Source organism: Bradyrhizobium sp. 157, from assembly GCF_023073815.1.
Classification (GTDB): domain Bacteria; phylum Pseudomonadota; class Alphaproteobacteria; order Rhizobiales; family Xanthobacteraceae; genus Bradyrhizobium.
This window is the reverse complement of record NZ_JADPKF010000088.1, coordinates 68126-91105: the sequence shown is the minus strand read 5'-3', so window position 1 is coordinate 91105 and position 22980 is coordinate 68126. Positions and strand designations below refer to the sequence as shown.

General features: G+C 63.5%; 18 protein-coding genes. 7 read left to right on the top strand and 11 right to left on the bottom strand.

The features are described from left to right. Positions 1-18: 18 nt before the first annotated feature. The 5 genes from IVA95_RS25055 to IVA95_RS25035 all read right to left on the bottom strand — a co-directional run bounded on the left by IVA95_RS25055 (position 19) and on the right by IVA95_RS25035 (position 6528). Entirely contained in the window at positions 19-846 is an 828-nt protein-coding gene (locus IVA95_RS25055; RefSeq protein WP_247512924.1) for a ScpA family protein, read from the bottom strand. Next, a complete protein-coding gene (nagZ, locus tag IVA95_RS25050; protein ID WP_247512923.1) occupies positions 843-1865 on the bottom strand; it encodes a beta-N-acetylhexosaminidase in 1023 nt (340 codons plus the stop codon). The genes IVA95_RS25055 and nagZ overlap by 4 nt, the downstream gene beginning before the upstream one ends. Positions 1866-1912: 47 nt before the next feature. Then, positions 1913-3397: an SPOR domain-containing protein gene (locus IVA95_RS25045; RefSeq protein ID WP_247512922.1), complete on the bottom strand. Its 1485-nt coding sequence runs from the start codon at positions 3395-3397 to the stop codon at positions 1913-1915. A gap of 119 nt (positions 3398-3516) precedes the next feature. Continuing rightward, positions 3517-5310, bottom strand: a complete 1794-nt coding sequence (gene argS, locus IVA95_RS25040; RefSeq protein WP_247512921.1) for an arginine--tRNA ligase — start codon at positions 5308-5310, stop codon at positions 3517-3519. Positions 5311-5319: 9 nt separating this feature from the next. Continuing rightward, complete coding sequence (locus tag IVA95_RS25035; protein WP_247512920.1) at positions 5320-6528, bottom strand: deoxyguanosinetriphosphate triphosphohydrolase; 1209 nt, start codon at positions 6526-6528, stop codon at positions 5320-5322. A 105-nt stretch (positions 6529-6633) separates the two neighbouring features. Between IVA95_RS25035 and erpA the strand changes: the two genes are divergently transcribed. After that, positions 6634-6963, top strand: a complete 330-nt coding sequence (gene erpA, locus IVA95_RS25030) for an iron-sulfur cluster insertion protein ErpA (protein WP_247512919.1) — start codon at positions 6634-6636, stop codon at positions 6961-6963. Positions 6964-7200: 237 nt separating this feature from the next. Here the strand turns inward: erpA and IVA95_RS25025 are convergent, their stop codons facing one another. Beyond that, positions 7201-8106, bottom strand: coding sequence for a LysR family transcriptional regulator (locus IVA95_RS25025; protein WP_247512918.1), 906 nt, complete (start codon positions 8104-8106; stop codon positions 7201-7203). 232 nt (positions 8107-8338) lie between these two features. Here IVA95_RS25025 and IVA95_RS25020 point away from each other — a divergent pair, with 232 nt between their 5' ends. The 5 genes from IVA95_RS25020 to IVA95_RS25005 all read left to right on the top strand — a co-directional run bounded on the left by IVA95_RS25020 (position 8339) and on the right by IVA95_RS25005 (position 13723). Next, positions 8339-9412 carry a tartrate dehydrogenase gene (locus IVA95_RS25020; RefSeq protein ID WP_247512917.1) on the top strand — a complete coding sequence of 358 codons (1074 nt, stop codon included), beginning with the start codon at positions 8339-8341 and terminating at the stop codon, positions 9410-9412. Between the two features lie 78 nt (positions 9413-9490). Next, on the top strand, positions 9491-10459 hold the full coding sequence (locus IVA95_RS25015) for a tripartite tricarboxylate transporter substrate binding protein BugD (protein ID WP_247512916.1): 969 nt from the start codon (positions 9491-9493) through the stop codon (positions 10457-10459). 97 nt (positions 10460-10556) lie between these two features. Beyond that, on the top strand, positions 10557-10679 hold the full coding sequence (locus tag IVA95_RS38845; RefSeq protein ID WP_256470275.1) for a hypothetical protein: 123 nt from the start codon (positions 10557-10559) through the stop codon (positions 10677-10679). Between the two features lie 265 nt (positions 10680-10944). Continuing rightward, the gene (gene thrS, locus IVA95_RS25010; RefSeq protein WP_247512915.1) at positions 10945-12156 is read left to right on the top strand and encodes a threonine--tRNA ligase; all 1212 of its coding nucleotides are present in this window, start codon (positions 10945-10947) and stop codon (positions 12154-12156) included. Positions 12157-12427: 271 nt separating this feature from the next. Further along, positions 12428-13723 carry a Spy/CpxP family protein refolding chaperone gene (locus IVA95_RS25005; RefSeq protein ID WP_247512914.1) on the top strand — a complete coding sequence of 432 codons (1296 nt, stop codon included), beginning with the start codon at positions 12428-12430 and terminating at the stop codon, positions 13721-13723. Between the two features lie 235 nt (positions 13724-13958). On the opposite strand, the gene IVA95_RS25000 is transcribed toward IVA95_RS25005, so the two are convergent. Genes IVA95_RS25000 through IVA95_RS24990 form a run of 3 tightly spaced genes read right to left on the bottom strand, consistent with a single transcriptional unit; the run spans position 13959 to position 19072 of the window. Beyond that, positions 13959-14813, bottom strand: a complete 855-nt coding sequence (locus tag IVA95_RS25000) for an amidohydrolase family protein (RefSeq protein ID WP_247512913.1) — start codon at positions 14811-14813, stop codon at positions 13959-13961. Continuing rightward, positions 14810-17938, bottom strand: coding sequence for an efflux RND transporter permease subunit (locus IVA95_RS24995; RefSeq protein WP_247512912.1), 3129 nt, complete (start codon positions 17936-17938; stop codon positions 14810-14812). The genes IVA95_RS25000 and IVA95_RS24995 overlap by 4 nt, the downstream gene beginning before the upstream one ends. 3 nt (positions 17939-17941) lie before the next feature. Beyond that, on the bottom strand, positions 17942-19072 hold the full coding sequence (locus tag IVA95_RS24990) for an efflux RND transporter periplasmic adaptor subunit (RefSeq protein WP_247512911.1): 1131 nt from the start codon (positions 19070-19072) through the stop codon (positions 17942-17944). A gap of 157 nt (positions 19073-19229) precedes the next feature. Between IVA95_RS24990 and xth the strand changes: the two genes are divergently transcribed. Further along, on the top strand, positions 19230-20021 hold the full coding sequence (xth, locus tag IVA95_RS24985; RefSeq protein ID WP_247512910.1) for an exodeoxyribonuclease III: 792 nt from the start codon (positions 19230-19232) through the stop codon (positions 20019-20021). A 198-nt stretch (positions 20022-20219) separates the two neighbouring features. On the opposite strand, the gene IVA95_RS24980 is transcribed toward xth, so the two are convergent. Both IVA95_RS24980 and ilvD read right to left on the bottom strand, forming a co-directional pair. Next, a complete protein-coding gene (locus tag IVA95_RS24980) occupies positions 20220-21065 on the bottom strand; it encodes a tetratricopeptide repeat protein (RefSeq protein WP_213250183.1) in 846 nt (281 codons plus the stop codon). Next, positions 21052-22776: a dihydroxy-acid dehydratase gene (gene ilvD / locus IVA95_RS24975; RefSeq protein ID WP_247512909.1), complete on the bottom strand. Its 1725-nt coding sequence runs from the start codon at positions 22774-22776 to the stop codon at positions 21052-21054. The genes IVA95_RS24980 and ilvD overlap by 14 nt, the downstream gene beginning before the upstream one ends. Positions 22777-22980 lie beyond the last annotated feature (204 nt).

The window sequence follows — 22980 nt, the reverse complement described above, 5'->3', positions numbered from 1 at the left end:
GGCTAGGTCTCCTTCCACTTACTCGACCGTCATATCGGGCGCAGGCATTGCTGCCTGCGGCGGACGCTTGCGAAAATACAGCGGCGCGAACGCCTCTTTCTGGTTCAATTCCATCTCGCCTTCGCGCACCAATTCGAGGGCTGCGGCAAAGCTCGAGGCGAACACCGTCGCCCGCTGCGAGGGATCGACCACGTAGCTGAGCAGGTAATCGTCGAGACAGTTCCACTCCTCGGACTCGGCCATGCCGACCAGCCGCTCCAGCGAGGCGCGCGCTTCGGCCAGCGACCACACCGTGCGCTTGGTCAGATGCACCGTCGCCAGCACGCGCTGCTGGCGCTGCGCGGCATAGGCGGTGAGCAGGTCGAACAGCGTCGCCGTGAATCTGGGGTGCTTGATTTCGGCGATCGTTTCCGGATTGCCGCGCGGAAAAATATCGCGCTGGAACTGCGGCCGGTTCATCAATCGGTTGGCGGCTTCGCGGATGGCTTCCAGCCGCCGCAGCCGGTTGGCCAAGGCGGTCGCCATTTCCTCGGCGCTCGGCCCGTCGGGCGTCGCCGGTTCAGGCAGCAGCAGCCGCGATTTCAGGAACGCGAGCCAGGCGGCCATCACGAGGTAATCGGCGGCGAGTTCGAGGCGGATCTTTCGCGCCGCCTCGATAAAGGTCAGATACTGGTCGGCCAGCGCCAGGATCGAAATCTTGGCGAGATCGACCTTCTGCTGCCGCGCCAGCGTGAGCAGCAGGTCAAGCGGGCCCTCATAGCCCTCGACGTCGACGACCAGCGCCGGCTCGCCGTCGGTGATTTCGGCGGGCCGTCCGGTTTCAAACGATAGAATCTCAGCCGTCATGCCGTTCCTACCCGATCCATCAACGCTTCAAGTTCAGCCCGCGCCGCCTGGCGGTCGAACGGCTCAGGCTGCTTTCGCGAGGCCAGCGCCCGTGCGGCTCGGCTCAAGGCCTCGCCCGTCAGTTCCGGCGTCTCGCGCGCCACGTCGCGCATCTCGTCGAGCTTGCCGTTGCAATGCAGGACCATGTCGCAACCGGCGTTGACGATGGCGCGGGTCCGATCCGAGATCGATCCCGCCAACGCATTCATCGACACGTCATCACTCATCAACAAACCCTGGAACCCAATTACGCCGCGAATCACTTGCCGGATGATTGTCGCAGAAGTCGTCGCCGGTTGGACGGGGTCTAACGCGCTAAACACAACATGCGCGGTCATGGCCATCGGCAGGTCCGCCAGCGGTCGAAAGGCGGCAAAATCAGTCCGTTCCAGCTCTTTCCGCGCGGTATCAACGGTCGGGAGCCGGAAATGGCTATCTGCAGTGGCCCTTCCATGCCCGGGAATATGCTTCAGCACGGGCAGCACGCCGCCCTGCTCCAACCCCCCGGTGACCGCCCGGGCAATCGCGGCGACCTTGCCCGGCTCGGTTCCATACGCCCGGTTGCCGATCACGGCGTCCGCGCCGGCCACCGGCACGTCCGCCAGCGGCAGGCAGTCGACGGTGATGCCGAGGTCGATCAGGTCGGCCGCAATGAGGCGCGAGCTTAGCCGCGCGGCCTTCAGGCCCAGCGCCGGCTCGAGGTCGTAGAGCGCGCCGAAGGTGGCACCGGGCGGATATACTGGCCAATGCGGCGGCCCGAGCCGCGCCACCCGTCCGCCTTCCTGATCGATCAGGACCGGCGCATCGGCCTCGCCTAGGCAATATCGAAATTCATCAACAAGTACAGATACTTGATCCGGCGTCTCGATGTTGCGCTTGAACAGGATCAAGCCCCATGGCCGCTCGCCACGGATGAATTCGCGCTCCGCGGCGCTCAGCTCCAGTCCCGATACGCCCGTGATGAATGCGCGGCTTGTCATGGGGGCCGATTAGGCCCCTCACGGCCCCCGGGTCAAGGAAACCGGCGTTAATTCCTTTGGACGAAGCACTGGCCGCCGGCAGATTTCAGACTGCTGCAGACCTGCGCTGCCTCTTCGGACGAGCCGAACGGGCCGGCGAACGCGCGGTAATAGACGCCCTTTTCGCCGAGATCGACGCGTTTCACCAGCGACGAGTGCGATCCCAGAACGCTCGGGAACTTGCTCTGCAGCGCCCGGTAGGAGGCCTGCGCATCGGCTTCGTTCTTCTGCGAGGAGACCTGAACCAGATAGCCACCCCCGGCCGGGGCAGCCGGCTGGGCCGGATTGGTGGCCGCCATCCGGGTCGGCGGCGGAGCAGTATCGGCCTGCGGTGCCAGCGATATCGGCGTATTGGCGCTGGCATTGGCCGACGCCGGGTTACGCGCCGGCGGAGGCGGTGCAATGGGGGCAGGCCCCGGAGCGACAGCTTGGGCCGGGGCAGCAGCGCTCCGCGTCGTCGGCTTCGGCGGCGGTGCGCTGGCCCCTGCCGGAATGCCGCCATTTTCAGCCGCATCGCCCTTGACGGCGAGCGTCTTGATTCGGCGCGGCTCGTTGTTCGGCATCGTGCCGTTCGCGCCGGTTGCGGGCGGCGGACCGGACGGCGAAACACTCGCGACCGGCGGCGGGTTGGTATTCGGATTCAGCGCCGGAAACACCACGCGCGGCGCGCCAGACCTCGCATTGACGTCGACCGGCGTCTCTTCGCGCGACACCAGCTTCTCGCCGCCATCGCCCTGCAGCATGCGGTCAGGGGCCTTGGCGGCGCCCACGTCGGACGGTGCCGGCATTACCTTGGTCGGGCTGTTGTCGGCCTTGATGATCGGCGGCTCGCCTGAGCGGGGCGAACCGACGTAAGTGCGATAGGCAAAGGCAGCGCCCGTCCCCACCACAGCCAACGCCAGCACCGCGGCGACCGTCATCAGGCCGCTCGAGCGCTTCTTCGGAGCGGGCTCCTCCTCGTATTCGCCCTGGTACGCATAGGGATCGTCCGAATAGGCCGGATCGCGCTGATCGTCGTGCTCGCCATTTTCGAGCCGCCCATACAGCGCATCGTCGTAGCGCGACGGGTCCTGCTGCGGCTCGTCGGCATATTGCTGCGGAGCCTCGTAGTAGTCCTGCGAGTCCTGCGCGGGCGCCTGATGCTGGGCCGCATAGCGGTGCAAGGGATGTACCGGCGCCGGCTGGTAGTCCGGCTCGTCGTCGTAAGCCTGCTCCTGCGGCAGAGGTGATGGAAGTGGCGGCGGCGGGGTTTCCTGGCGCGCGCGCTGCATCCATGCCGGCGGGGCCGGAGGCGCGTCGAGGTCCTCCTCTGGTGGATGGTACTGCTGCGGACGCACATTGGCCCGCGACTGCAGCGGGCGCGGCGCCGGCTTGGCCGCAGCCCCCAACGGATCGCTCTGCCCGATCAGCCTTGCGAGCTCCGCAAGCGGATCGCTCTCACCGCGATCCTGATCGGCGGAGGGAAAAGGTCGTTCCTGATATCGATCAGCCATCGTGATGATGCATCCCCTTCGGGACAGCGCCAACCCGCCATGTCAAACAAACCATGACGAGCGTGGCCCCTGCCAGATACCCCCACGAACCCCCATTCGTGAAGGGCCTTCGCCCCTGCCTACCGCATCTCGGTCGGAGCGTGGACGCCGAGAACGGCTAAGCCCGATGCCAGAACCGAGACGACGCCCTGGACCATAGCCAGTCGCGCCCTCGTGATTTCTGCATCATTAGTTATAATGAAGCGTAAATAGGGCAAATCCCGCCCCTTCGTCCACAACGCATGAAATTCACTGGCTAAATCATATAGATAAAAAGCGATTCGGTGCGGTTCATGTGCAACCGCCGCCGCCTCGACCATCCGGGGATAGAGCGCCAACCGCTTCAAAAGGTCAAGTTCGGCCGGATCCGTCAGCCGCTCCACCGGGGCATCCTCCAAATAGGCCGTCCGGGCCGCGTCATCCTCGGGGAGGTCCGGAACCACTTCGCGGGCATTCTTGAAAATGGAGTGGCCGCGGGCATGTCCGTATTGGACGTAGAAGACCGGATTGTCCTTCGATTGCTCGAGCACCTTGGCGAGATCGAAATCGAGCACAGCGTCGTTCTTGCGGAACAGCATCATGAACCGCACGGCGTCGGAACCGACCTCGTCGACCACTTCGCGCAAGGTGACGAAATCGCCGGAGCGTTTTGACATCCGCACAGGCTCGCCGGCACGCAGCAGGCGAACGAGCTGCACCACCTTGACGTCGAGCGCCGCCTTGCCGCCACTGACGCCCTTCACCGCAGCCTGCATGCGCTTGATGTAGCCGCCATGATCGGCGCCGAACACGTCGATCATCTCGAGGAAGCCGCGATCGACCTTGTTCTTGTGATAGGCGATGTCGGAAGCGAAGTAGGTGTAAGAGCCATCCGACTTGATTAGCGGACGATCGACGTCATCGCCGTAGGCGGTGGCGCGGAACAGCGTTTGGATGCGGTCCTCGTAATCCTCGACCGGCTTGCCCTTCGGCGGCGGCAGACGGCCCTCGTAGATGTCGCCCTTGGAGCGCAGGAAATCGATGGTCTCGGTGACCTTGTTGTTGCCGGTCTCGATCAGCGACCGCTCCGAGAAGAACACCTCATGCTTGATGTTCAGCGCGGCGAGATCGCCCTTGATCATGTCCATCATCATGGCGATGGACTTGTTGCGGACGATTGGCAGCCATGCGCTTTCCGGCATCGCCGTGAGCTTGTCGCCATGCTCTGCCGCAAGTGCCTGGCCAACCGGCACGAGATAGTCGCCCGGATACAGCCCTTCCGGGATCTCGCCGACGTTCTCGCCGAGCGCTTCCAGATAGCGCAGGTAGGCCGAGCGCGCGAGCACGTCGACCTGAGCGCCGGCGTCATTGATGTAATACTCGCGGGTGACGTCATAGCCTGCAAAATCCAGCAGACCGCACAGCGCATCACCGAACACCGCGCCGCGGCAATGGCCAACATGCATCGGCCCGGTCGGATTGGCCGAGACATATTCGACGTTGACCTTGGCGCCGGCGCCGACTGCGCTTTTGCCATACGCTGCGCCTTCGCGCAGCATGGTGCGCAGTTCATCGACCCAGACCTGAGGCTTCAAGGTGAGATTGATGAAGCCGGGCCCGGCGACCTCGACGGCTGCAACCAGATCGTCGGCGCGCAATTTTTCCGCGATCTTGTCGGCGAGTTCGCGCGGCTTTGCCTTTGCGTCCTTGGCCAGCACCATCGCGGCGTTGGTCGCCATGTCGCCATGGCTCGCGTCGCGCGGCGGCTCGACCACAAGGCGGGAGAAATCGATGCCGGCGGGCCACTGGCCCTCGGCCGCGAGCGCGGCGCAGATCGCCTGCACGCGCGCGAGCACGTCGGCGAACAGGTGTTGTGAAGTTGGCTTGTCGGACATGGCCGCCGCCTAACGCAAATCCGGGGTCGAGTCAAAAAGCCGCTGGTGCTCCATCAGGGCGTAGCGGTCGGTCATTCCGGCGATGAAATTGCCGATCCGGCGCGCCCGCTCGCCATCCGTGACGCGCTCGGTACCCTCCACCCATTCGGCCGGCAGGTCTCCCGGCGAATTCTGGTAGCGCGCGAACAGGTCGAACAGGATGTCTTCCGCCTCGCCCATCACCCGCATCACCCGGTGGTGGCGGTACATGTGCTGTTTCAGGAACGCCTTGATGGCGGCCTCCTCCTCGGCAACGTCAGGCGGAAAGGCGATCAGCGGCTGGTGATGGTGGCGGACGTCGTCGGCCGATTGCGGCTTCGCCGCGGCAAGGCGCCTGCTCGCCTCCGACATAACCGCCCCGATCATGTAGGAAATCAATTCGCGCACCAGTTCCGCGCCGCGCCTGGCGTCGTCGAGATTGGGATAATGCCGGTCAATTTCGGCGATGATGGACTCAGTCAGCGGCATCACCTTGAGGTCGTCGACGACAAACAGCCCGGCGCGCAGGCCGTCGTCGATGTCGTGGGCGTCATAGGCGATATCGTCGGCAAACGCCGCGGCCTGCGCCTCCAGCGAGGCGTAGCTCCACAGCTCCAGATCGAATTTTTGATTGAAATCGGAGATGCCGACGGGGATGCCGCCGTCGCGGTATGGCCCGGCGGGGACCGCGTCCCGCTCGGTCAGCGGGCCGTTGTGCTTTACGATGCCCTCCAGCGACTCCCAGGTCAGGTTCAGCCCGTCGAACTCGGGATAGCGATGCTCCAGCGAGGTCACGACCCGCAGCGCCTGCGCGTTGTGGTCGAAGCCGCCGTGATCCCTAAGGCACTTGTCGAGCGCCCGCTCGCCGGCATGGCCGAACGGGGGATGGCCGAGGTCATGGGCCAGCGCCAGCGTTTCGGTGAGATCCTCGTCGAGTCCAAGCTGGCGGGCCAATGCGCGGGCGATCTGCGCCACTTCCAGCGAATGAGTCAGCCGGGTGCGGTAGTGGTCGCCCTCGTGGAACACGAAAACTTGTGTCTTGTGTTTCAGCCGCCGGAACGCGGTGGAATGGATCACCCGGTCGCAATCGCGCCGGAACGGGCTGCGCGTCCGGCTCGGCGGCTCCGCGAACAGCCGCCCGCGGCTCCGGTCAGGGTCGCAGCCACAAAGCGCGCGGGGGGCAGCCATTCCGACCGACACGGTTTTTTAGTCCTTATCCATTTGATTCCGTGAGATTACGCACTTAACTATGTCTAACGCGCCATACCAAATGATTTTGGGTATGACGGGGCCGGAGAGCATGCCATGACCACTGCCATCACCGTCAGCGAGCGGGCTGCCCGCCGCATCGGCGAAATCCTTAAGAACGAAGGCGACGGCGCCATGCTGCGCATTTCCGTCGAGGGCGGCGGCTGCTCCGGCTTCCAGTACAAGTTTGACGTCGACCACGCCAAGGCGGAGGACGATCTCGTGATCGCGCGAGAGGGCGCAGTGGTGCTGGTCGATCCGGCCTCGGTGCCGTTCCTCGCCGGCTCCGAAGTCGATTTCGTCGACGATCTGATCGGCGCTTCGTTCCGCGTGGTCAATCCAAACGCCACGGCGTCCTGCGGCTGCGGGACCAGTTTCTCGATCTGAAGGCAACAGCGCTCGTCCCAATCAAGGTTCGTCATACCCGTATACGGGTATCCAGTACGCCGCGGCCTATCGAATCAATCACTACTGCCTCTGGAATACTGGGTCGCCCGGTCAAGCCGGGCGATGACAGTTCCGTAGGATGGGTGGAGCGAAGCGATACCCATCAACAACGCCGGTCCGCACGGCGATGGGTTTCGCTTCGCTCTACCCATCCTACGACTACGACCGGCAAGCGCTCTACGCCTCACGCGCGTAGCGCGGCAGATCGGCTTTCAGCATTTCCAGAACGTCATCCCTGACCGCATCACGCGTGCCGCGCGTCCAGGCGGCGGCGAGCGGCAGCTTGTTCATGTCGGACGCCGCGAGACGGATGAAGCGGACGCCGCGCGTCGCCATGCGCGACGTCCAGCGCGGGACGATGGCAAGGCCGAGGCCGGTGGAGACAAGGTTGACGATGGTCTGCTTCTCGTCGGCGATCTGGGCGACACGCGCCTCTAGCCCCGCCTCGGCGAATAGTTTCATGGTGAGGTCGTGGCTGTGCGGACGCGAACGGCGTTCGGGTACGATCAACGGCTCGTTCTCAAGATCGGCGATGGTGACGCGCTTGCGCGACGCCAGCGGATGACGGTCGGCAACCGCAACGACGGCGGTCTCGTGCAGCAGAAAGGCAAATTCCAGCCGCTTATCCGGCCGCTCCGGCGGCCGCACGAAGGCGAGATCAAGCCGGCCGGACAACAGGCGCGGCAGCAGGCGGACCGTTTTGTCCTCGACTAGTTGCACGGTGACGTCGGGCCGGCGCTGCCGGAAATCATGGAGCAGTTTTGGCAACAGTCCCGCAGCGGCGCTGTCGATCGCGCCGACGCGAATGATCGCCGCGCGTTTTCGGCCGCGCGTACGAAACTTGCCGGCTAGTGCATCTGCCTGCGCCAGCAAGGCACGCGCATCCTTGAGCAGCACCGCGCCATCGTCGGGCAGCGCGACGCTTCGCGTCGTGCGCGTCATCAACCGCGTGCCGAGATCCTCTTCAAGCAGGCGAATGAAACGGCCGAGCGCCGACGGCAGCATGTCGAGCCGCTGCGCCGCCCGGCCAAAATGCAGTTCCTCGGCGGCAGCCACGAAGCAACGCAAGTGATGCAGATCCATCGTTTCCTCTCGCGGGCGATTATATCAATTTTTTGTATAAACGCGAGGCAATTGCCGATCGATAGAAGCGGCCGCAGGATGCGCTAAGTGTAGGACCTGCGGACGTTCCGCGCCGTCATTGCGAGGAGCGAAGCGACGAAGCAATCCATGCCTCGGTTTGCGGCGCTATGCTTCGCTGCGCTCGCAATGACGTTGATAGGGCGCGGGCCCAGACCCTTCCAAGGAGACTTCGATGCGTGAATATTCAATCGCCGCTATTCCGGCTGACGGGATCGGTCCGGAGGTCATCGCCGCCGGCGTCACCGCGCTTGAAAGCCTCGAAAAGCGGCTCGGCGACGTCAAGTTCAATGTCGAAACCTTCGACTGGGGCTCGGCCTATTACCGCAAGCACGGCGTAATGATGCCGGCCGATGGCCTCGCCACGCTGAAAAAATTCGACGCGATCTATTTCGGCGCAGTCGGCGCGCCTGATGTGCCCGATCACATCACGCTATGGGGCCTGCGCCTGCCAATCTGCCAAGGGTTTGACCAATATGCCAACGTTCGCCCGACCCGGATCCTGCCCGGCATCACCTCGCCGCTTCGCCATGCCGAGGTGGGCGACCTCGACTGGGTGATCGTGCGTGAAAATTCCGAAGGCGAATATGCCGGCTGCGGTGGCCGCGTCCATCGCGGCCTGCCGGAGGAAGTCGGCACGGAAGTGACCATCTTCACCCGCGTCGGCGTCCAGCGCATCATGCGCTATGCATTCCGCCTGGCGCAGTCTCGACCACGCAAGCTGCTCACGGTAGTGACAAAATCGAATGCGCAGCGGCATGGCATGGTGATGTGGGACGAGATCGCCGGGGAGGTCTCGAAAGAATTCCCAGACGTGACTTGGGACAAGATGCTGGTCGACGCGATGACGGTGCGGATGACGCTGAAGCCGCAGAGCCTCGACACCATCGTCGCGACCAACCTCCACGCTGATATCCTGTCCGATCTCGCCGGCGCGCTCGCTGGCAGCCTCGGGGTAGCGCCGACCGCGAACATCGATCCCGAGCGGCGCTTTCCCTCCATGTTCGAGCCGATCCACGGCTCTGCGTTCGACATCACCGGCAAGGGTATCGCAAACCCAGTCGCGAGCTTCTGGACGGCGTCGCAGATGCTCGATCATCTCGGCGAGGCTGAAGCCTCGGCACGGCTGATGCACGCCGTGGAGAAGGTCACGGGCGCCGGCATCACGACGCCCGATGTCGGCGGCACCGCGACGACCAAGGATGTCACCGCGGCTGTTGTGGAGGCGATCCATAGCTCCAACGTGTGACGGTCCGCACGACGAACCGGTCGTGGGCAAGAGGCCTGCGTTAGAGGCCAAACAAAACAAACTCTCCGGGAGGCACGTATGAGGAAAACAGCCGTCATCGCCGCAGCGTTTGCGATGCTCAGTTCGGCCGCTTTGGCGCAAAACTATCCCAGCAGACCTATTACGTTGCTGGTCCCCTTCGCCGCCGGGGGCGCCACCGACACCGTGGCGCGGGTGACCGCGCAATCGATGTCAAAACTGCTGGGCCAGACCATCGTCATCGAGAACGCCACGGGCGCTGGCGGCACCATCGCGGCGACGCGCGCCTCGCGCGCGGAGCCGGACGGGTATACGCTTTTGATCCACCACATCGGCATCTCCACGGCGGCGACGCTATACCGCAAGCTGCCCTACGACACCAAGACGGCGTTCGCGCCGATCGGCCTCGTCACCAACGCCCCGATGACGATCATCGGCCGTCCCGATCTGCCGCCGAATACGCTGGCCGAACTCGTCACCTACATGAAGGCCAATGGCGACAAGATGACCTTTGGCAATGCGGGCCTCGGCGCTGCGTCGCATCTCTGCGGCATGCTGTTCATGACCGCGGTCGGCAAGGAAATCCTCACCGTGCCGTACAAGGGCAATGCCCCCGTCATGAACGATCTGATCGCCAAGCAAATCGACCTCTCCTGCGACCAGACCACGAACACCACGAGCCCGATCGCGTCGAAGCTGGTCAAGGCCTACGCCATCACGACGAAGACACGGCTGGCGTCCATGCCGGATCTGCCGAGCGCGGATGAGGCCGGGCTGAAGGGCTTTGAAGTCGGCGCCTGGCACGGCATCTATGCGCCGAAGGGCACGCCCGACGAGATCGTTCAGAAGCTATCCAAGACGCTGCAGGAGGCGTTACGCGACCCGGATTTGGTGAAGCGGTTCAACGACATCAACACGGAACCTGTCCCGCAGAGCGAAGCGACGCCGGAAGCCTTGAAGGCAAAACTCATCAGCGAAGTCGATCGCTGGGCGCCGATCATCAAGGCGGCCGGTCAGTTTGCGGATTGAGCGCTAGCCGCCACAACGTCGGTTGTCCGAGGGGGCCCGACTCAACTTGGCGCTTGCCTTGACACCGCTGCTTCTTGACCCCTGAAGAGACATCGGGATGGAGGCAAGGAGCCGCTGGCCATCGATCATCAACGAAAAGACGTTTGCCGATTTCAAGCGCGTTACTGAGCAGACCGGCATTCTGACCAAGGAGCCGCATCATCCGCCACAGGAGTATTGATGTCCCTGCGCATCATCCATATTCCGCGACGCCAAGCGGCTGGCGTTGACGCCTGAGCGCTTTACCGCCATATACAGAGCATGAATAAGCTTCTGTCAGCCGCATTGACCACCACGGCGACCGCTTACGGCGGATCGCCTGCTGGTTGCGCGCGCTAGAGACAAGCGTACTTCACCCAGAAAAGGCCCCGCCGGCGACGGACGGGGCCTTTTCTGGTTTTTGATGGTCCTCGTCCGCGCTTTTTCCCATCACAAGGAACACAGCCATGGACGATCTCGACCACAGAAATCTCGGCGTGAAGCTCAAACTCTGGCACCTTCAGGAAGATGCGCCGGGCATGGTGTTCTGGCATCCGCGCGGCTACGCGGTCTACCGGGTGCTGGAGGACTATCTCCGGCGCAAGATGCGCCGAGCCGGGTATGCCGAGGTCCGGACGCCACAGCTGCTGCCAAAGGAGTTCTGGGGCCGCAGCGGCCATTGGGACAAGTTCGGCGAGCACATGTTCCGGACCGACGACGGCGAGCTGGCGATGGCGCTGAAACCGATGTCGTGCCCGTGCCACGTGCAGATCTTCAACAAGGGGCTGCGCTCGTGGCGGGAACTTCCGATCCGCTATGCCGAGTTCGGTGCCTGCCACCGCAATGAGCCTTCCGGTTCGCTCCACGGCATCATGCGGACGCGCGCCTTCGAGCAGGACGACGCGCATGTGTTCTGCCGCGAGCAGGACGTGGAGGGCGAAGTCGCCCGCTTCATCGCCCTGCTTGACGAGGTTTATTGCGACCTCGGTTTTCCCGACTACGAAGTGGCGCTGGCGACGCGGCCGGCGGTGCGCGCCGGCGACGACGCGACCTGGGACTGGTCGGAGGCGAAGCTCGGCGATGCCGCGCAACGTTGCGGCCTCGCGCCTCAAATCAACCCCGGCGAAGGTGCGTTCTACGGACCGAAGCTGGAATTCGCGCTGCGCGACCGGCTGGGACGATCCTGGCAGTGCGGCACAGTGCAGCTCGACGGCGTGCTGCCGCAGCGGCTTGAGGCGTCCTACGTCGCCCCTGACGGCAGCCGCGCGAGGCCCCTGATGATCCACCACGCCATCTTCGGATCGCTCGGCCGCATGATCGCGATCTTGCTCGAGCACCATGGCGGCGTGCTTCCGTTCTGGCTGTCACCGGACCAGGTCGCGGTCGCGCCGATCTCGAAAGACCAGGTCGCATACAGCGCGGACGTTCTGGCGGCGTTCGAGGATGCCGGGATTCGGGCCGTTGCCTATGACGGCGCCGATACCCTTTCGCGGCGCATCGTGGCGGCGCATGACATGGCGGTGCCGGTGATGGCTATCGTCGGCGGGCGCGAGATGAGGGACGGCCGGGTGAGCCTGCGCGAGCGCGACGGCTCACAGGCCGACGTTCCGCTGGCCGAGGCGGTATCCCGCCTGCAGGCGAGGGCCCGGCCGTGCGCCCCTGTGGCTGAAGCCTTGTAGTCCGCGGACGCAAGCTGGCTTGAAAGAGTTCGCACCTCAGCGTGAACTGACTTTTCAAAAGTATCCGCTAAAAGCGGACAATTTTGAAATGATCAGCTTTCGACCTAAGGCCGACTTCTGCGGACTGTATGCGCCACTCGGGCCTTGTGAAACGACGTGATTGCTGCCGTCTTTGCGCGCGATGCCTTGGTCTGCATGATTGCTTACAAGGAACTTTCGGTCATGTGCGGCGTCATAAGTGGCGCGGCCAAGGCTTGGCACGGGAGGTGCCATGTCGAAGTTCGGCGTTACAGTAATCGCTGTCGTACTGGTGACCGCGCTATCGAGTGCCGCCACTGCGAAAGGGCGCGGACATTTTGGTCTCGGCCCACTTGGCAGCGTGAAATCCGCGTTCGCCCGCTTGCTTGCGCCAGGGCTCCTTCACAGCCGCCCCACGCATCACCGCCGGGTGCACGTCCGTCGGGCCAAAAACGCTCCCGTCGCTTTAAAAGGGGCTCCCGCCGCTTTACAAAACATCCCGTCCGCGACGAACCAGCCCCCCGGCGAGGAGGGGTTGGTTGTTGGCAGGCTATTCACTGACCCTGCGGCACGCAGGCAGATCGCCGCGACTGCCGCACTTGCTCACTGGCATGCTGACCGTAGCACTACAGATGGGTGGTGGTCGCATGGCCATGGCGGATATGGCTGGGTTGGGCCGCTGTTCTGGCCGTTCGCCTACAATGATATTTATGGTTATGCCATCTTCGGCGACGCCATGGGCTTCTGGGACTACGGCTACCCGGACATCCATGCCGGAATTTTTGGGCCTTACGGCAGTGACGAACTAGCGGCTTATATGGCGCCGGTCTCTTCCGGCCAAAGAGAACGAAGGATCCCGCCGCTGCAGCAGCTCTGCGGTGATGCCGGCCGCGAGATTACCAGTCTCGCCATTGATCAGATTCAGCGGGCGATTCAGCCGACCGAGGCGCAACGGGCCGCGCTGGACCATCTTGCCGACGCGTCGAACTCGGCCGCCCAGATCATTCAGGCGTCTTGTCCGACGCAGCCCGCATCAACGGCACCGGCTCGATTGGCCCTGATGCAGCAGCGCACTGCGGCTATTCTCACTGCAGTAATATCCCTGCAGTCGCGGCTGGGGGACCTTTATGATCTGCTGAATGATGAGCAGAAAACACGGCTCAACGCACTCGCTGATGATCAGCTCAAGACGGCGTCCGCAAACGGGACCATGAAGGCGCCGGCCCAGGGCTGCGAAGCGTCCCTGCCAGCCGCGTTGCAATGGCCGGCTGGCGAGATCGAGGCCAGGCTACACCCGAACGATGCCCAACGCGACGCGCTTGAACGGCTGCAGCGTGCCAGCGCCAGAGCTGTCGAGATGCTGAGCTATGAATGTCAGCCGAAAGATGCGATCACGCCACCCGCTCGCCTCGCCGCGGTGGATGGTCGGCTCGGTACCATGCAACAGGCCATCAATCTGGTGAGCGACGCGCTGGAAGACTTCCATACTACACTGAGTAATGAGCAGAAGTTTCAATTCGAGCTGATCGGACCAAAACGAGCGCGATGATTGCCATGTATTCCGATCGGCGAAGGAATCGGAGACGTGTTCAGTGGAGGATGGCGTCGTGACCTCCGACCGACGCGCAGGAGTTGATCAGCATCCGCTTTTGCCCCAATAACTACCGTTCCTAGAACGTCAGCTTCCGGCCTAACCCCGGACCTACGGGCAACCTCGCGCCGCTCTTGGGGAACAGGCGGACACCGAACGCACCTAACCGAACGACGGGTTATGAGTACACGGGCTAGTGGCCAGGACCGAACAGCGCCCGCGCATTGCCATGGGCAATCTGCGCAGCGACCTTTGGCGGTAGCTGCGCGAGCCAGGCACGGTACTCCGCGATGATCTCGCCGTAGCTCTCCCAGCGCTGGTTGATCCAGGTATCGGAGCCGAGCAGAAAGCGGTCCGGGAAGCGCTCGAACAGCGCGCGCCATTCCGCCGTCAGCTTGCCGCTGCCGTTGGTGATGCCGCCACGATAAGACAACTCGCCCCACAGCTTCGGATATTTTGTGAGCATCTCGGCGACGCGGTCGGTCGAGAGACCAAAACCGGTATGGGCCCAGATGATGCGGGCGCGCGGATTGTGGCGCATCAGGATTTCGACGGCGGTGTCGTCGGCATGGGCATGCAGATAGAGGTCATGCTCGACCGCGAAATCGACGGTCTTTTTCACCCATTCGGTATCGGCGGCCTTGCCCGAGATGTGGAATTCGCCGATGCCGCGGTAATAGCCGCGTTTGAACTCGTCCTGCACCAGATCAAAGATGAAGGGATCGCCGAACCAGGTCTGGATGTCGGCGCGCACCCGATAAGGCCGGATGAACGGCACGATCCAAAGACCCTGCGGCTTGGCATCCATGAGCGCATGGGTGCCGGTGTTCGGACGGCTGGTCGCAAGGATGCCGGTGACGCGGTGCTTTCTGAACAGCGCGAGCACCTCGTCGACGCCAAAATGAGGCTTTGGCTCCCAATTATAGTGCAAATGCGCGTCGAAGATTTCGATCGGCTCGTCGGCGTTGGCGCGATCGATCGTGCCCGCCATCCATGCGAGCGCGATCAGCAAGGCGATGAAGCGCGATGCTCGCCCGAATATCGTCATTCGGCAGCAACCACGTGCGGCCGCTCGCCCTCGCCCGCTTCCTGCAGTTGCGGTTCGAGCTTGCGGCGCAGGCGGCGATCGATGCGGTCGAGATAGATGTAGACGACCGGAGTGATGTATAGCGTCAGCAGTTGCGACAGGCAGAGACCGCCGACCACGGCGACGCCGAGCGGTTGGCGCAGTTCGGCGCCGGCTCCGGCGCCGAGCGCGATCGGCAGCGTGCCGAAGATCGCGGCGAACGTCGTCATCATGATTGGACGGAAACGCAAGAGCGCCGCTTCCCGGATCGCGTGCTCTGCGCTTAAGCCCACGCGGCGACGCTCCAGCGCGAAGTCGACCATCATGATGGCGTTCTTTTTGACGATGCCGACCAGCATCACGATGCCGATCATCGCAATCACTGACATTTCCATCCCGAACAGCATCAGAGTGAGGATCGCGCCGATGCCGGCCGACGGCAGGCCCGAGATGATGGTGATCGGGTGGATGAAGCTCTCGTAGAGAATGCCGAGGATGACGAAGGCGGCGAACACCGCGGCGAGGATCAGGACGCCCTGCCCGCGCAGCGAGTCCTGGAACACCTGCGCGGTGCCGGAGAAGCCGGTCGCAATCGTCGCCGGCAGGTTCGAGGCCTGTTCGAGCTCGGTGATCTTGTCGACCGCATAGCCCAGCGAATAGCCGGGCGCGAGATTGAAGGAGATCGTCACCGCCGGCTGTTGCGCCTGGTGGTTGATCTGCAGCGGACCGACAGTCGGAACCAGTTTTGCCACCGCCGACAGCGGGATGGTCTGGTTGTTCTGGGTCTTCATGTAGAGCTTCGAGAGATCAGACGGATCGACCCGGAACTGCGGCTGCGCCTCCAGAATGATCTGGTAGTCGTTCGACGGCATGTAGATGGTGCCGATCTGACGCGAGCCGTAGGCATTGTAGAGCTGGTTGCGGACCTGGTCGACGGTGATGCCGTAGACGGCGGCCTTCTCGCGGTCGATATCGACCGTCATCTGCGGGTTCTTGATATAGAGATCGGTGGTGACGTCGAGCAGGCCCGGCAGTTTCTCGATCTTCTCGCGCATCTCCGGGGCCAGCCGGTACAGCGAGTCGGTATCGCCGCTCTGCATCACGTATTGATACTGGCTCTTGGAAATCCGTCCGCCAATGTTGAGATTCTGGATCGGCTGGAAGAACGCCTGCATGCCCGGAACCTGCCGCGCATTGGCACGCAGCCGCCCGATGATCGTGTTGAGGTTGTCGCGGTCCTTCTTCGGCTTCAGGGCGATGAACAGGCGTCCGTAATTCGCCGTCGGATTGGGGCCGCCCGAGCCGACGGTGGAGTTGATGTAGTCGATCGCCGGATCGGATTTCAGCACGTCGACCAGCGCCTGCTGCCGCTCCTTCATCGCATCGAACGAGGTGTCTGTGGCAGCTTCGGTCACGCCGATCAAGAAGCCGGTGTCCTCCTGCGGGAAGAAGCCCTTCGGCACGATCATGTAGAGGTAGACGGTGCCGCCCAGCGTCGCCAGCGTCACCATCAGCATCAGGAATTTTCGGGCCAGCACCCAGTCGAGCGTCCATTCATAGGCGCGCAGCCAGGAATCGAACATCCTCTCGAAGAAGCGGAGCACGATGTTCGGTCGCCTGTTCGGGTCATGCGCCCGCAGCACGCGCGCGCACAGCATCGGCGTCAGCGTCAGCGACACGAACCCGGATACCAGGATGGCGACCGAGACCGTGACCGCGAACTCGCGGAACACGCGGCCCACGATGCCGCCCATCAACAGCACCGGAATGAACACGGCGATCAGCGAAAACGTGATCGAGATGATGGTGAAGCCGATCTCGCGCGCGCCCTTCAGCGCGGCCTCGAACGGCCGCATGCCGCGCTCGATGTGGCGAACGATATTTTCCAGCATGACGATGGCGTCGTCGACTACGAAACCGACAGAGAGCGTCATCGCCAGCAGCGTCATGTTGTTGATGGAATAGTCGAGCGCGTACATCACGGCGCAGGTGCCGAACAGGGAGATCGGGACCGCCAGCGCCGGAATGAAGGTCGCGGACGCCGAGCGCAGGAACAGGAAAATCACCAGAATGACCAGTCCGATCGCGATCAACAGCGTTTCCTGGACGTCGGCCACCGCCTGGCGGATCGAGATCGAGCGATCCATCAGTACGTTGATCGAGACCGACGGCGGGATCTGCGCCCGCAACACCGGCAGTTTGGCCAGAATGGAATCGACCACCGCCACCGTGTTGGCGTCCGGCTGCTTCTGGATGCCGAGCACGATGGAACGGTCGCCGTTCAGCCAACTCGCAATGCGCTCGTTCTCAACGCTGTCGTAGATCCGCGCGATCTCGTCGAGCTTGACCGGGGAGCCGTTGCGCCAGGCCACCACGATCTGGCGATAGTCCATCGCCTTGTCCATCTGGCCCGAGGCCTGCAGCGCGACGTCCTGTTTCGGTCCGTTCAGCGTACCGACCGGGGTCGAGGAATTGGCGGCCGAAACCGCATTACGGATGTCTTCGAGCGATAGCCCGCGCGCCGCGGCGGCTTCCGGGTCGGCCTGGACGCGAATGGCGAATTTCTGCGCGCCGTAGACGCTGACCTGGGCGACGCCGGGTATCTGCGACAGGGTTTGGCCGATCGTGATCTCGCCATACTCGTTGACCGCCGACAGCGGCAGCGTCGACGAGCCGAGCACCACGAACAGCACCGGGAAATCCGCCGGATTCACTTTGCGGAAACTCGGCGGGATGATCATCTCACGCGGCAACCGGCGCTGCGCGATCGTCAGCGCGGTCTGCACGTCGAGCGCCGCGGCATCGATGTTGCGGTTGAGGTCGAACTGGATGGTGATGGTGCTAGTGCCCTGCGACGAGTTCGACGACATCGACGAGATGCCGGCGATCGTCGAGAGCTGGCGCTCGATGACGCCGGCGACCGAGGCCGCCATGGTGTCCGCGCTCGCGCCGGGCAGGGTTGCGGTCACGGCGATAGTCGGGAAATCGACCCTTGGCAGCGCCGAGACCGGCAACAGGCGAAAGCCGAAGATCCCGAACGCGATGATCGACGCCGTGATCAGCGTCGTCATGACCGGCCGGCGGATGCAAAGTTCGGACAGCGTCATCGGCTACGCTCCGGCCTTTTTAGCCCGCGGCTCGACCCGCGTTCCGTCAGACAGCAGCAATTGCCCATCGACCACCACATTCTCGTCGCCGGCGAGCCCCTCCGAAATCACCGACGCGCCCTGCGACGTCCGGTCGACCGTGACCGGCTGGACTTTGGCGACCCCGTCCTTGACCACGAAGACGAAATTGCCGCTCTGGCTGCGCTGCACGGCGACCGTCGGCACCACGATTGCGTCTTCGTTGCGGATGACGAGCTTGGTGGCGACCAGCGTGCCCGGCCACAACGTCTCATTCTCGTTAGCCATGATGCCGCGCACGGTGACCATACCGGTGGTCGCGTCCACGGTGTTCTCGACCATCGCGACCTTGCCGGTCTCTGAACGCTGATGGCCCGGGATCATCGCGGTGACGGTGGGGATCCCTTTCGCCATCGATTCCCGCAAATCGACGAGCACGCGCTGCGGTACCGCGAATGTCACATAGACCGGCGCCATCTGGTTGATGACTGCAAGCGGGGTGGTATCGGCGGGGCGTACGAAATTGCCGGCCTTCACGTTGGCAGCGCTGATCCGGCCCGAGAAAGGCGCGCGGATCATGGTGTAGCTTTTCTGGACCTTCAGGTTTTCCAGCGCAGCCTGATTGGCCTTGATGGTACCGGTCAGGATATCGGACTGTGTCCTGGCGTTGTCGACGTTGACCTGCGTGGTCGCGCCCTTGGCGACCAGATCGTTGAAGCGGCGGAGGTCACGCTGCGCGCCTTCGAGCTGCGCCTGGTCCCTGGCGAGCACGCCCTCGGCCTGTTCGATCTGGGCGTCGATCTGACGGCTATCGAGCGTGAACAGCAAGTCGCCCTGGTTGACCTTGGCGCCGTCCTCGAAATGCACCGCGAGGATGGTGGTCTCGACCCGCGATTTCAGCGCCACGCTGGAGATCGGCGTCACCGTCCCGTTGGCGTCAACATCGACCGGGACGGACTTGCGCTCCGCCTTCGCCAGTTCGACCGAAACCGTCCGCGGCCGCTGCGGGGCTTGAGCGCTGCTGCTGCCGCCCATCCATGAGGAGCGGGTAATGAAGCCGGCCGCGGTAGCAATGGCGATGGCGCCGGCAACAAGAATCAAGGTACGCTTTTTCATAATTTTCACGCTCGCCGGTCCTACGACGGACGGGACGGTTTACTCCTGCCCCTTGACGGCGATGTTTGCGCCTTATTCTTAAACGGTTATCACAGCCCGGCTGCACATGGTATGCCACTGCAGCAGAAAATGTGTAGTTACGATCCGGACAGAATTCATGCGTGTTGCAACCTGGAACGTCAATTCGATCCGGCAGCGGCTCGAGCATCTCTTGACGTGGCTGAAAGACTGCTCGCCGGACGTCGTCTGTCTGCAGGAAACCAAGTGCATTGATGATGCGTTCCCGCGGCTGGAGATCGAGTCGCTTGGCTATAACGTCGTCACCCATGGGCAGAAGACCTTCAACGGTGTCGCACTACTGTCGAAACTGCCGTTCGACGAGACCAAATCGGGCCTGGCCGGCGACGACGAGGACGCCCATGCCAGATTCCTCGAAGGCGTGGTGACGCTGAAGACCGGCGTGATGCGGGTAGCCTGCCTCTATCTGCCCAACGGAAATCCGCCGGATACGGACAAATATCCCTATAAACTCAAATGGATGTCGCGGCTTCTTGAGTACTCGAAGGAGCGGCTTAAGGCAGAAGAACCGCTGGTGCTCGCAGGCGACTTTAACGTCATTCCGGCTGCCGCCGACGTCTACAACCCCGCCGCCTGGGGTAACGACGCGCTGTTCCGCCCGCAAACCCGCGAAGCCTTCCAGTCCCTGCTCGGCCTCGGCCTGACCGATGCGCTGCGCGCGGTGACCGACGAACCGGACCTCTACACCTTCTGGGACTACCAGGCGGGCGCCTGGCAGAAGAACTGGGGCCTTCGGATCGACCATCTCCTGCTGTCGCCGCAGGCCAGCGACCGCCTGACCGATGTCGGCGTCGACAGCTACGTCCGCGCCTGGGAGAAGCCGTCCGACCACGTGCCGGTCTGGGCGGATTTCGATCTGGAGAAGGCTTGAGCGGAACAGGCACGGCGACGGTGGAGATTCGGGACGCGGCGCCCGAGGGAAAGTTCGGCACGGCTGGCGGCTATCCGATGTCGAAGGAGATTGTCGCGGAATCGTAGGGTGGGCAAAGCGAAGCGTGCCCACCACTAATGCCAACGATTTCGGAAAGATGGTGGGCACGCTGCGCTTGCCCACCCTACGGCAGTGCCGTCAGTCCCGCTTGCCCTGCACCCAGTGCTCGAGCATTTGCAAGGCCATGGCGCGGTCGTCGTCGGAGGCCTTGGCGAACGCGCGGTTGTAGCTTTCGCGGATCCAGGTCTCGTCGGGCGCGGCGTTGTCGCGCGCCAGTGTCAGCCACATCAATCCGCGGGCGGGCTGCCGCGGCAGGCGGTCGCCGTTGAACAGCATCTGGCCGAGCATGGCCTGCGCCTGGTGCTGGCCCTTCTGGGCGGCAAGACCAAGCCAGCGCGCCCCATAGCGGAAATCGTCCCGCGAAGCGTCCGGGGTCTTCAGATAAAGCCGTGCCAGATCGTATTGCGCGTCGGCATTGCCGAAATAGGACGCGGCGTAGGAGAACATCTCCCGGGCACGATCGGTGTCGGGCTTGACCTTGGAATTCGGGATGCCGTTGAGATAGTAGCGGCCCAGTGCCACGAAAGCGTTGGCAACGATCGCGGCCTGCGGCGCCGACGGGCTATCCTCGGCATGCGCATTGGCGATGCGGCTGAAATATTCGAAGGCGCGCAGGTCGTCCTGCACCACGCCATTGCCGTCGGCATACATCCGGCCGAGCTTCCACTGCGCGACGGGATGGCCACCCTCGGCGGCGTATTGCAGCGAAGTCAGCGAAGGCGCGGCTACCTGCGTTGCCGTCGCGGCCGCAGGCGGGACCTTCTTCAGGGCCTGGGCGGTAACGGCCTGCGCGGCGGCGGGCTGGTTCATCAGGGGCAGCGCGGCGTCCGGCTTCACCGGTGCGCCATCAAATGCGAATCCGGGAGCGGCCACCGGCGCGGCCCCCAACATCAACGCAAGAATGATACGCCTAGATGTCCGCATAACACTGTTTCTCGTGCGCACCGCCAGGATGGGTCACAGCCCCGTCCACCGCCGGCCCAACCTGTTGGGCATATTTCCACAGCGCACCCGACGTATGGTTAGTCTGTCGAGGTGCCCACTTGGTTTTACGTTCGGCGAGTTCGGCGTCGGTCAATTTTACGTTAAGAGTGCCGGCCTCGGCGTCGATCTCGATAATGTCACCATTTTGCAACAGGGCGATCGGACCGCCCACGGCCGCCTCCGGCCCAACATGGCCGATGCAGAACCCGCGGGTGGCGCCCGAGAACCGGCCGTCGGTGATCAGGGCGACCTTGCCGCCCATCCCCTGCCCGGTCAGCGCCGCCGTGGTCGAGAGCATCTCCCGCATGCCGGGGCCGCCGCGCGGACCCTCGTAGCGGATCACGATGACCTCACCTTCCTTGTAGGTTTTCTTCTGGACCGACTCGAAGGCGTCTTCCTCGCGATCGAAGCAACGGGCAGGACCAACAAATTTCAACTTCGACATGCCCGCGACCTTCACGATCGCACCCTCCGGCGCGAGATTACCCTTCAACCCGACAACGCCTCCCGTGACGGTGATCGGGTTGTCGGCGGACCGCACCACATCCTGATGCGGATTCCATTTCACGCTCTTGAGGTTTTCGGCGATCGTACGGCCCGTGACGGTAATGCAATCTCCGTGCAGATGGCCATTGTCGAGCAGCGTCTTCATCAGAAGCGGAATGCCGCCAACCTCGAACATGTCTTTGGCAACATAACGGCCCCCTGGCTTCAAATCCGCGACATAAGGAGTCTTTTTGAAGATTTCGGCGACGTCGAATAAGTCAAATTTTATCCCACACTCATGCGCGATCGCCGGCAGGTGCAGCGCAGCATTGGTCGACCCGCCGGAGGCGGCAACCACGGCGGCGGCGTTTTCCAGCGAGCGGCGGGTGACGATGTCGCGCGGGCGGATGTTGGCTGCGATAAGCTCCAAAATCTTCTCGCCGGCGGCGGTGCAAAACGCGTCGCGAATCTCGTAAGGTGCCGGTGCGCCGGCCGAATAGGGCAACGCCAGGCCAATCGCTTCTGACACGGTCGCCATGGTGTTGGCGGTGAATTGTGCGCCGCATGCCCCGGCCGAGGGGCAAGCCACCCGCTCGATTTCGTCCAGATCGGCATCCGACATTTCACCGACAGAATGCTTGCCGACCGCCTCGAACATGTCCTGCACCGTGACCTGCTGGCCGCGGAAATTGCCCGGCAGAATCGAACCGCCATAGATGAAGATCGAGGGCACGTTGAGCCGGACCATCGCCATCATCATGCCCGGCAGCGACTTGTCGCAGCCGGCGAGCCCGACCAACGCGTCATAGGCATGGCCGCGGACGGTCAGTTCGACCGAGTCGGCGATGCACTCCCTGGATGGCAGGGATGAGCGCATGCCGTCATGGCCCATGGCGATGCCATCGGTCACGGTGATGGTGCAGAATTCGCGCGGGGTGCCGCCGGCAGCTGCGACGCCCTTCTTGACCGCCTGCGCCTGGCGCATCAGCGAGATATTGCAGGGCGCGGCCTCATTCCAGCAGGACGCGACGCCGACGAAAGGCTGGTGAATCTGCTGGGTGGTCAACCCCATCGCGTAGAGATAGGAGCGATGAGGGGCACGCTCCGGCCCCTCCGTCACGTGACGGCTCGGCAACCTCTTCTTGATGTCAGTCTTGGCGTCCATCCGCGGAACCTGTTCTCCCAGCCATCTCCCTGTCGGTCTCGGGAGCAATTTCCCGTCGCCTTCACCGGCACAGTGGCCAATCAGCAATGAAAGAAATGGTTTCATGGAGGGGTGTGGCCAAAAAGCGGCGCAAGCAAGAGGCAGGCGCGGCGGTTAGCCAAATGTTCCCCTGCTGTTGCCGCCAAGCAACAATCGTGGCCTGGC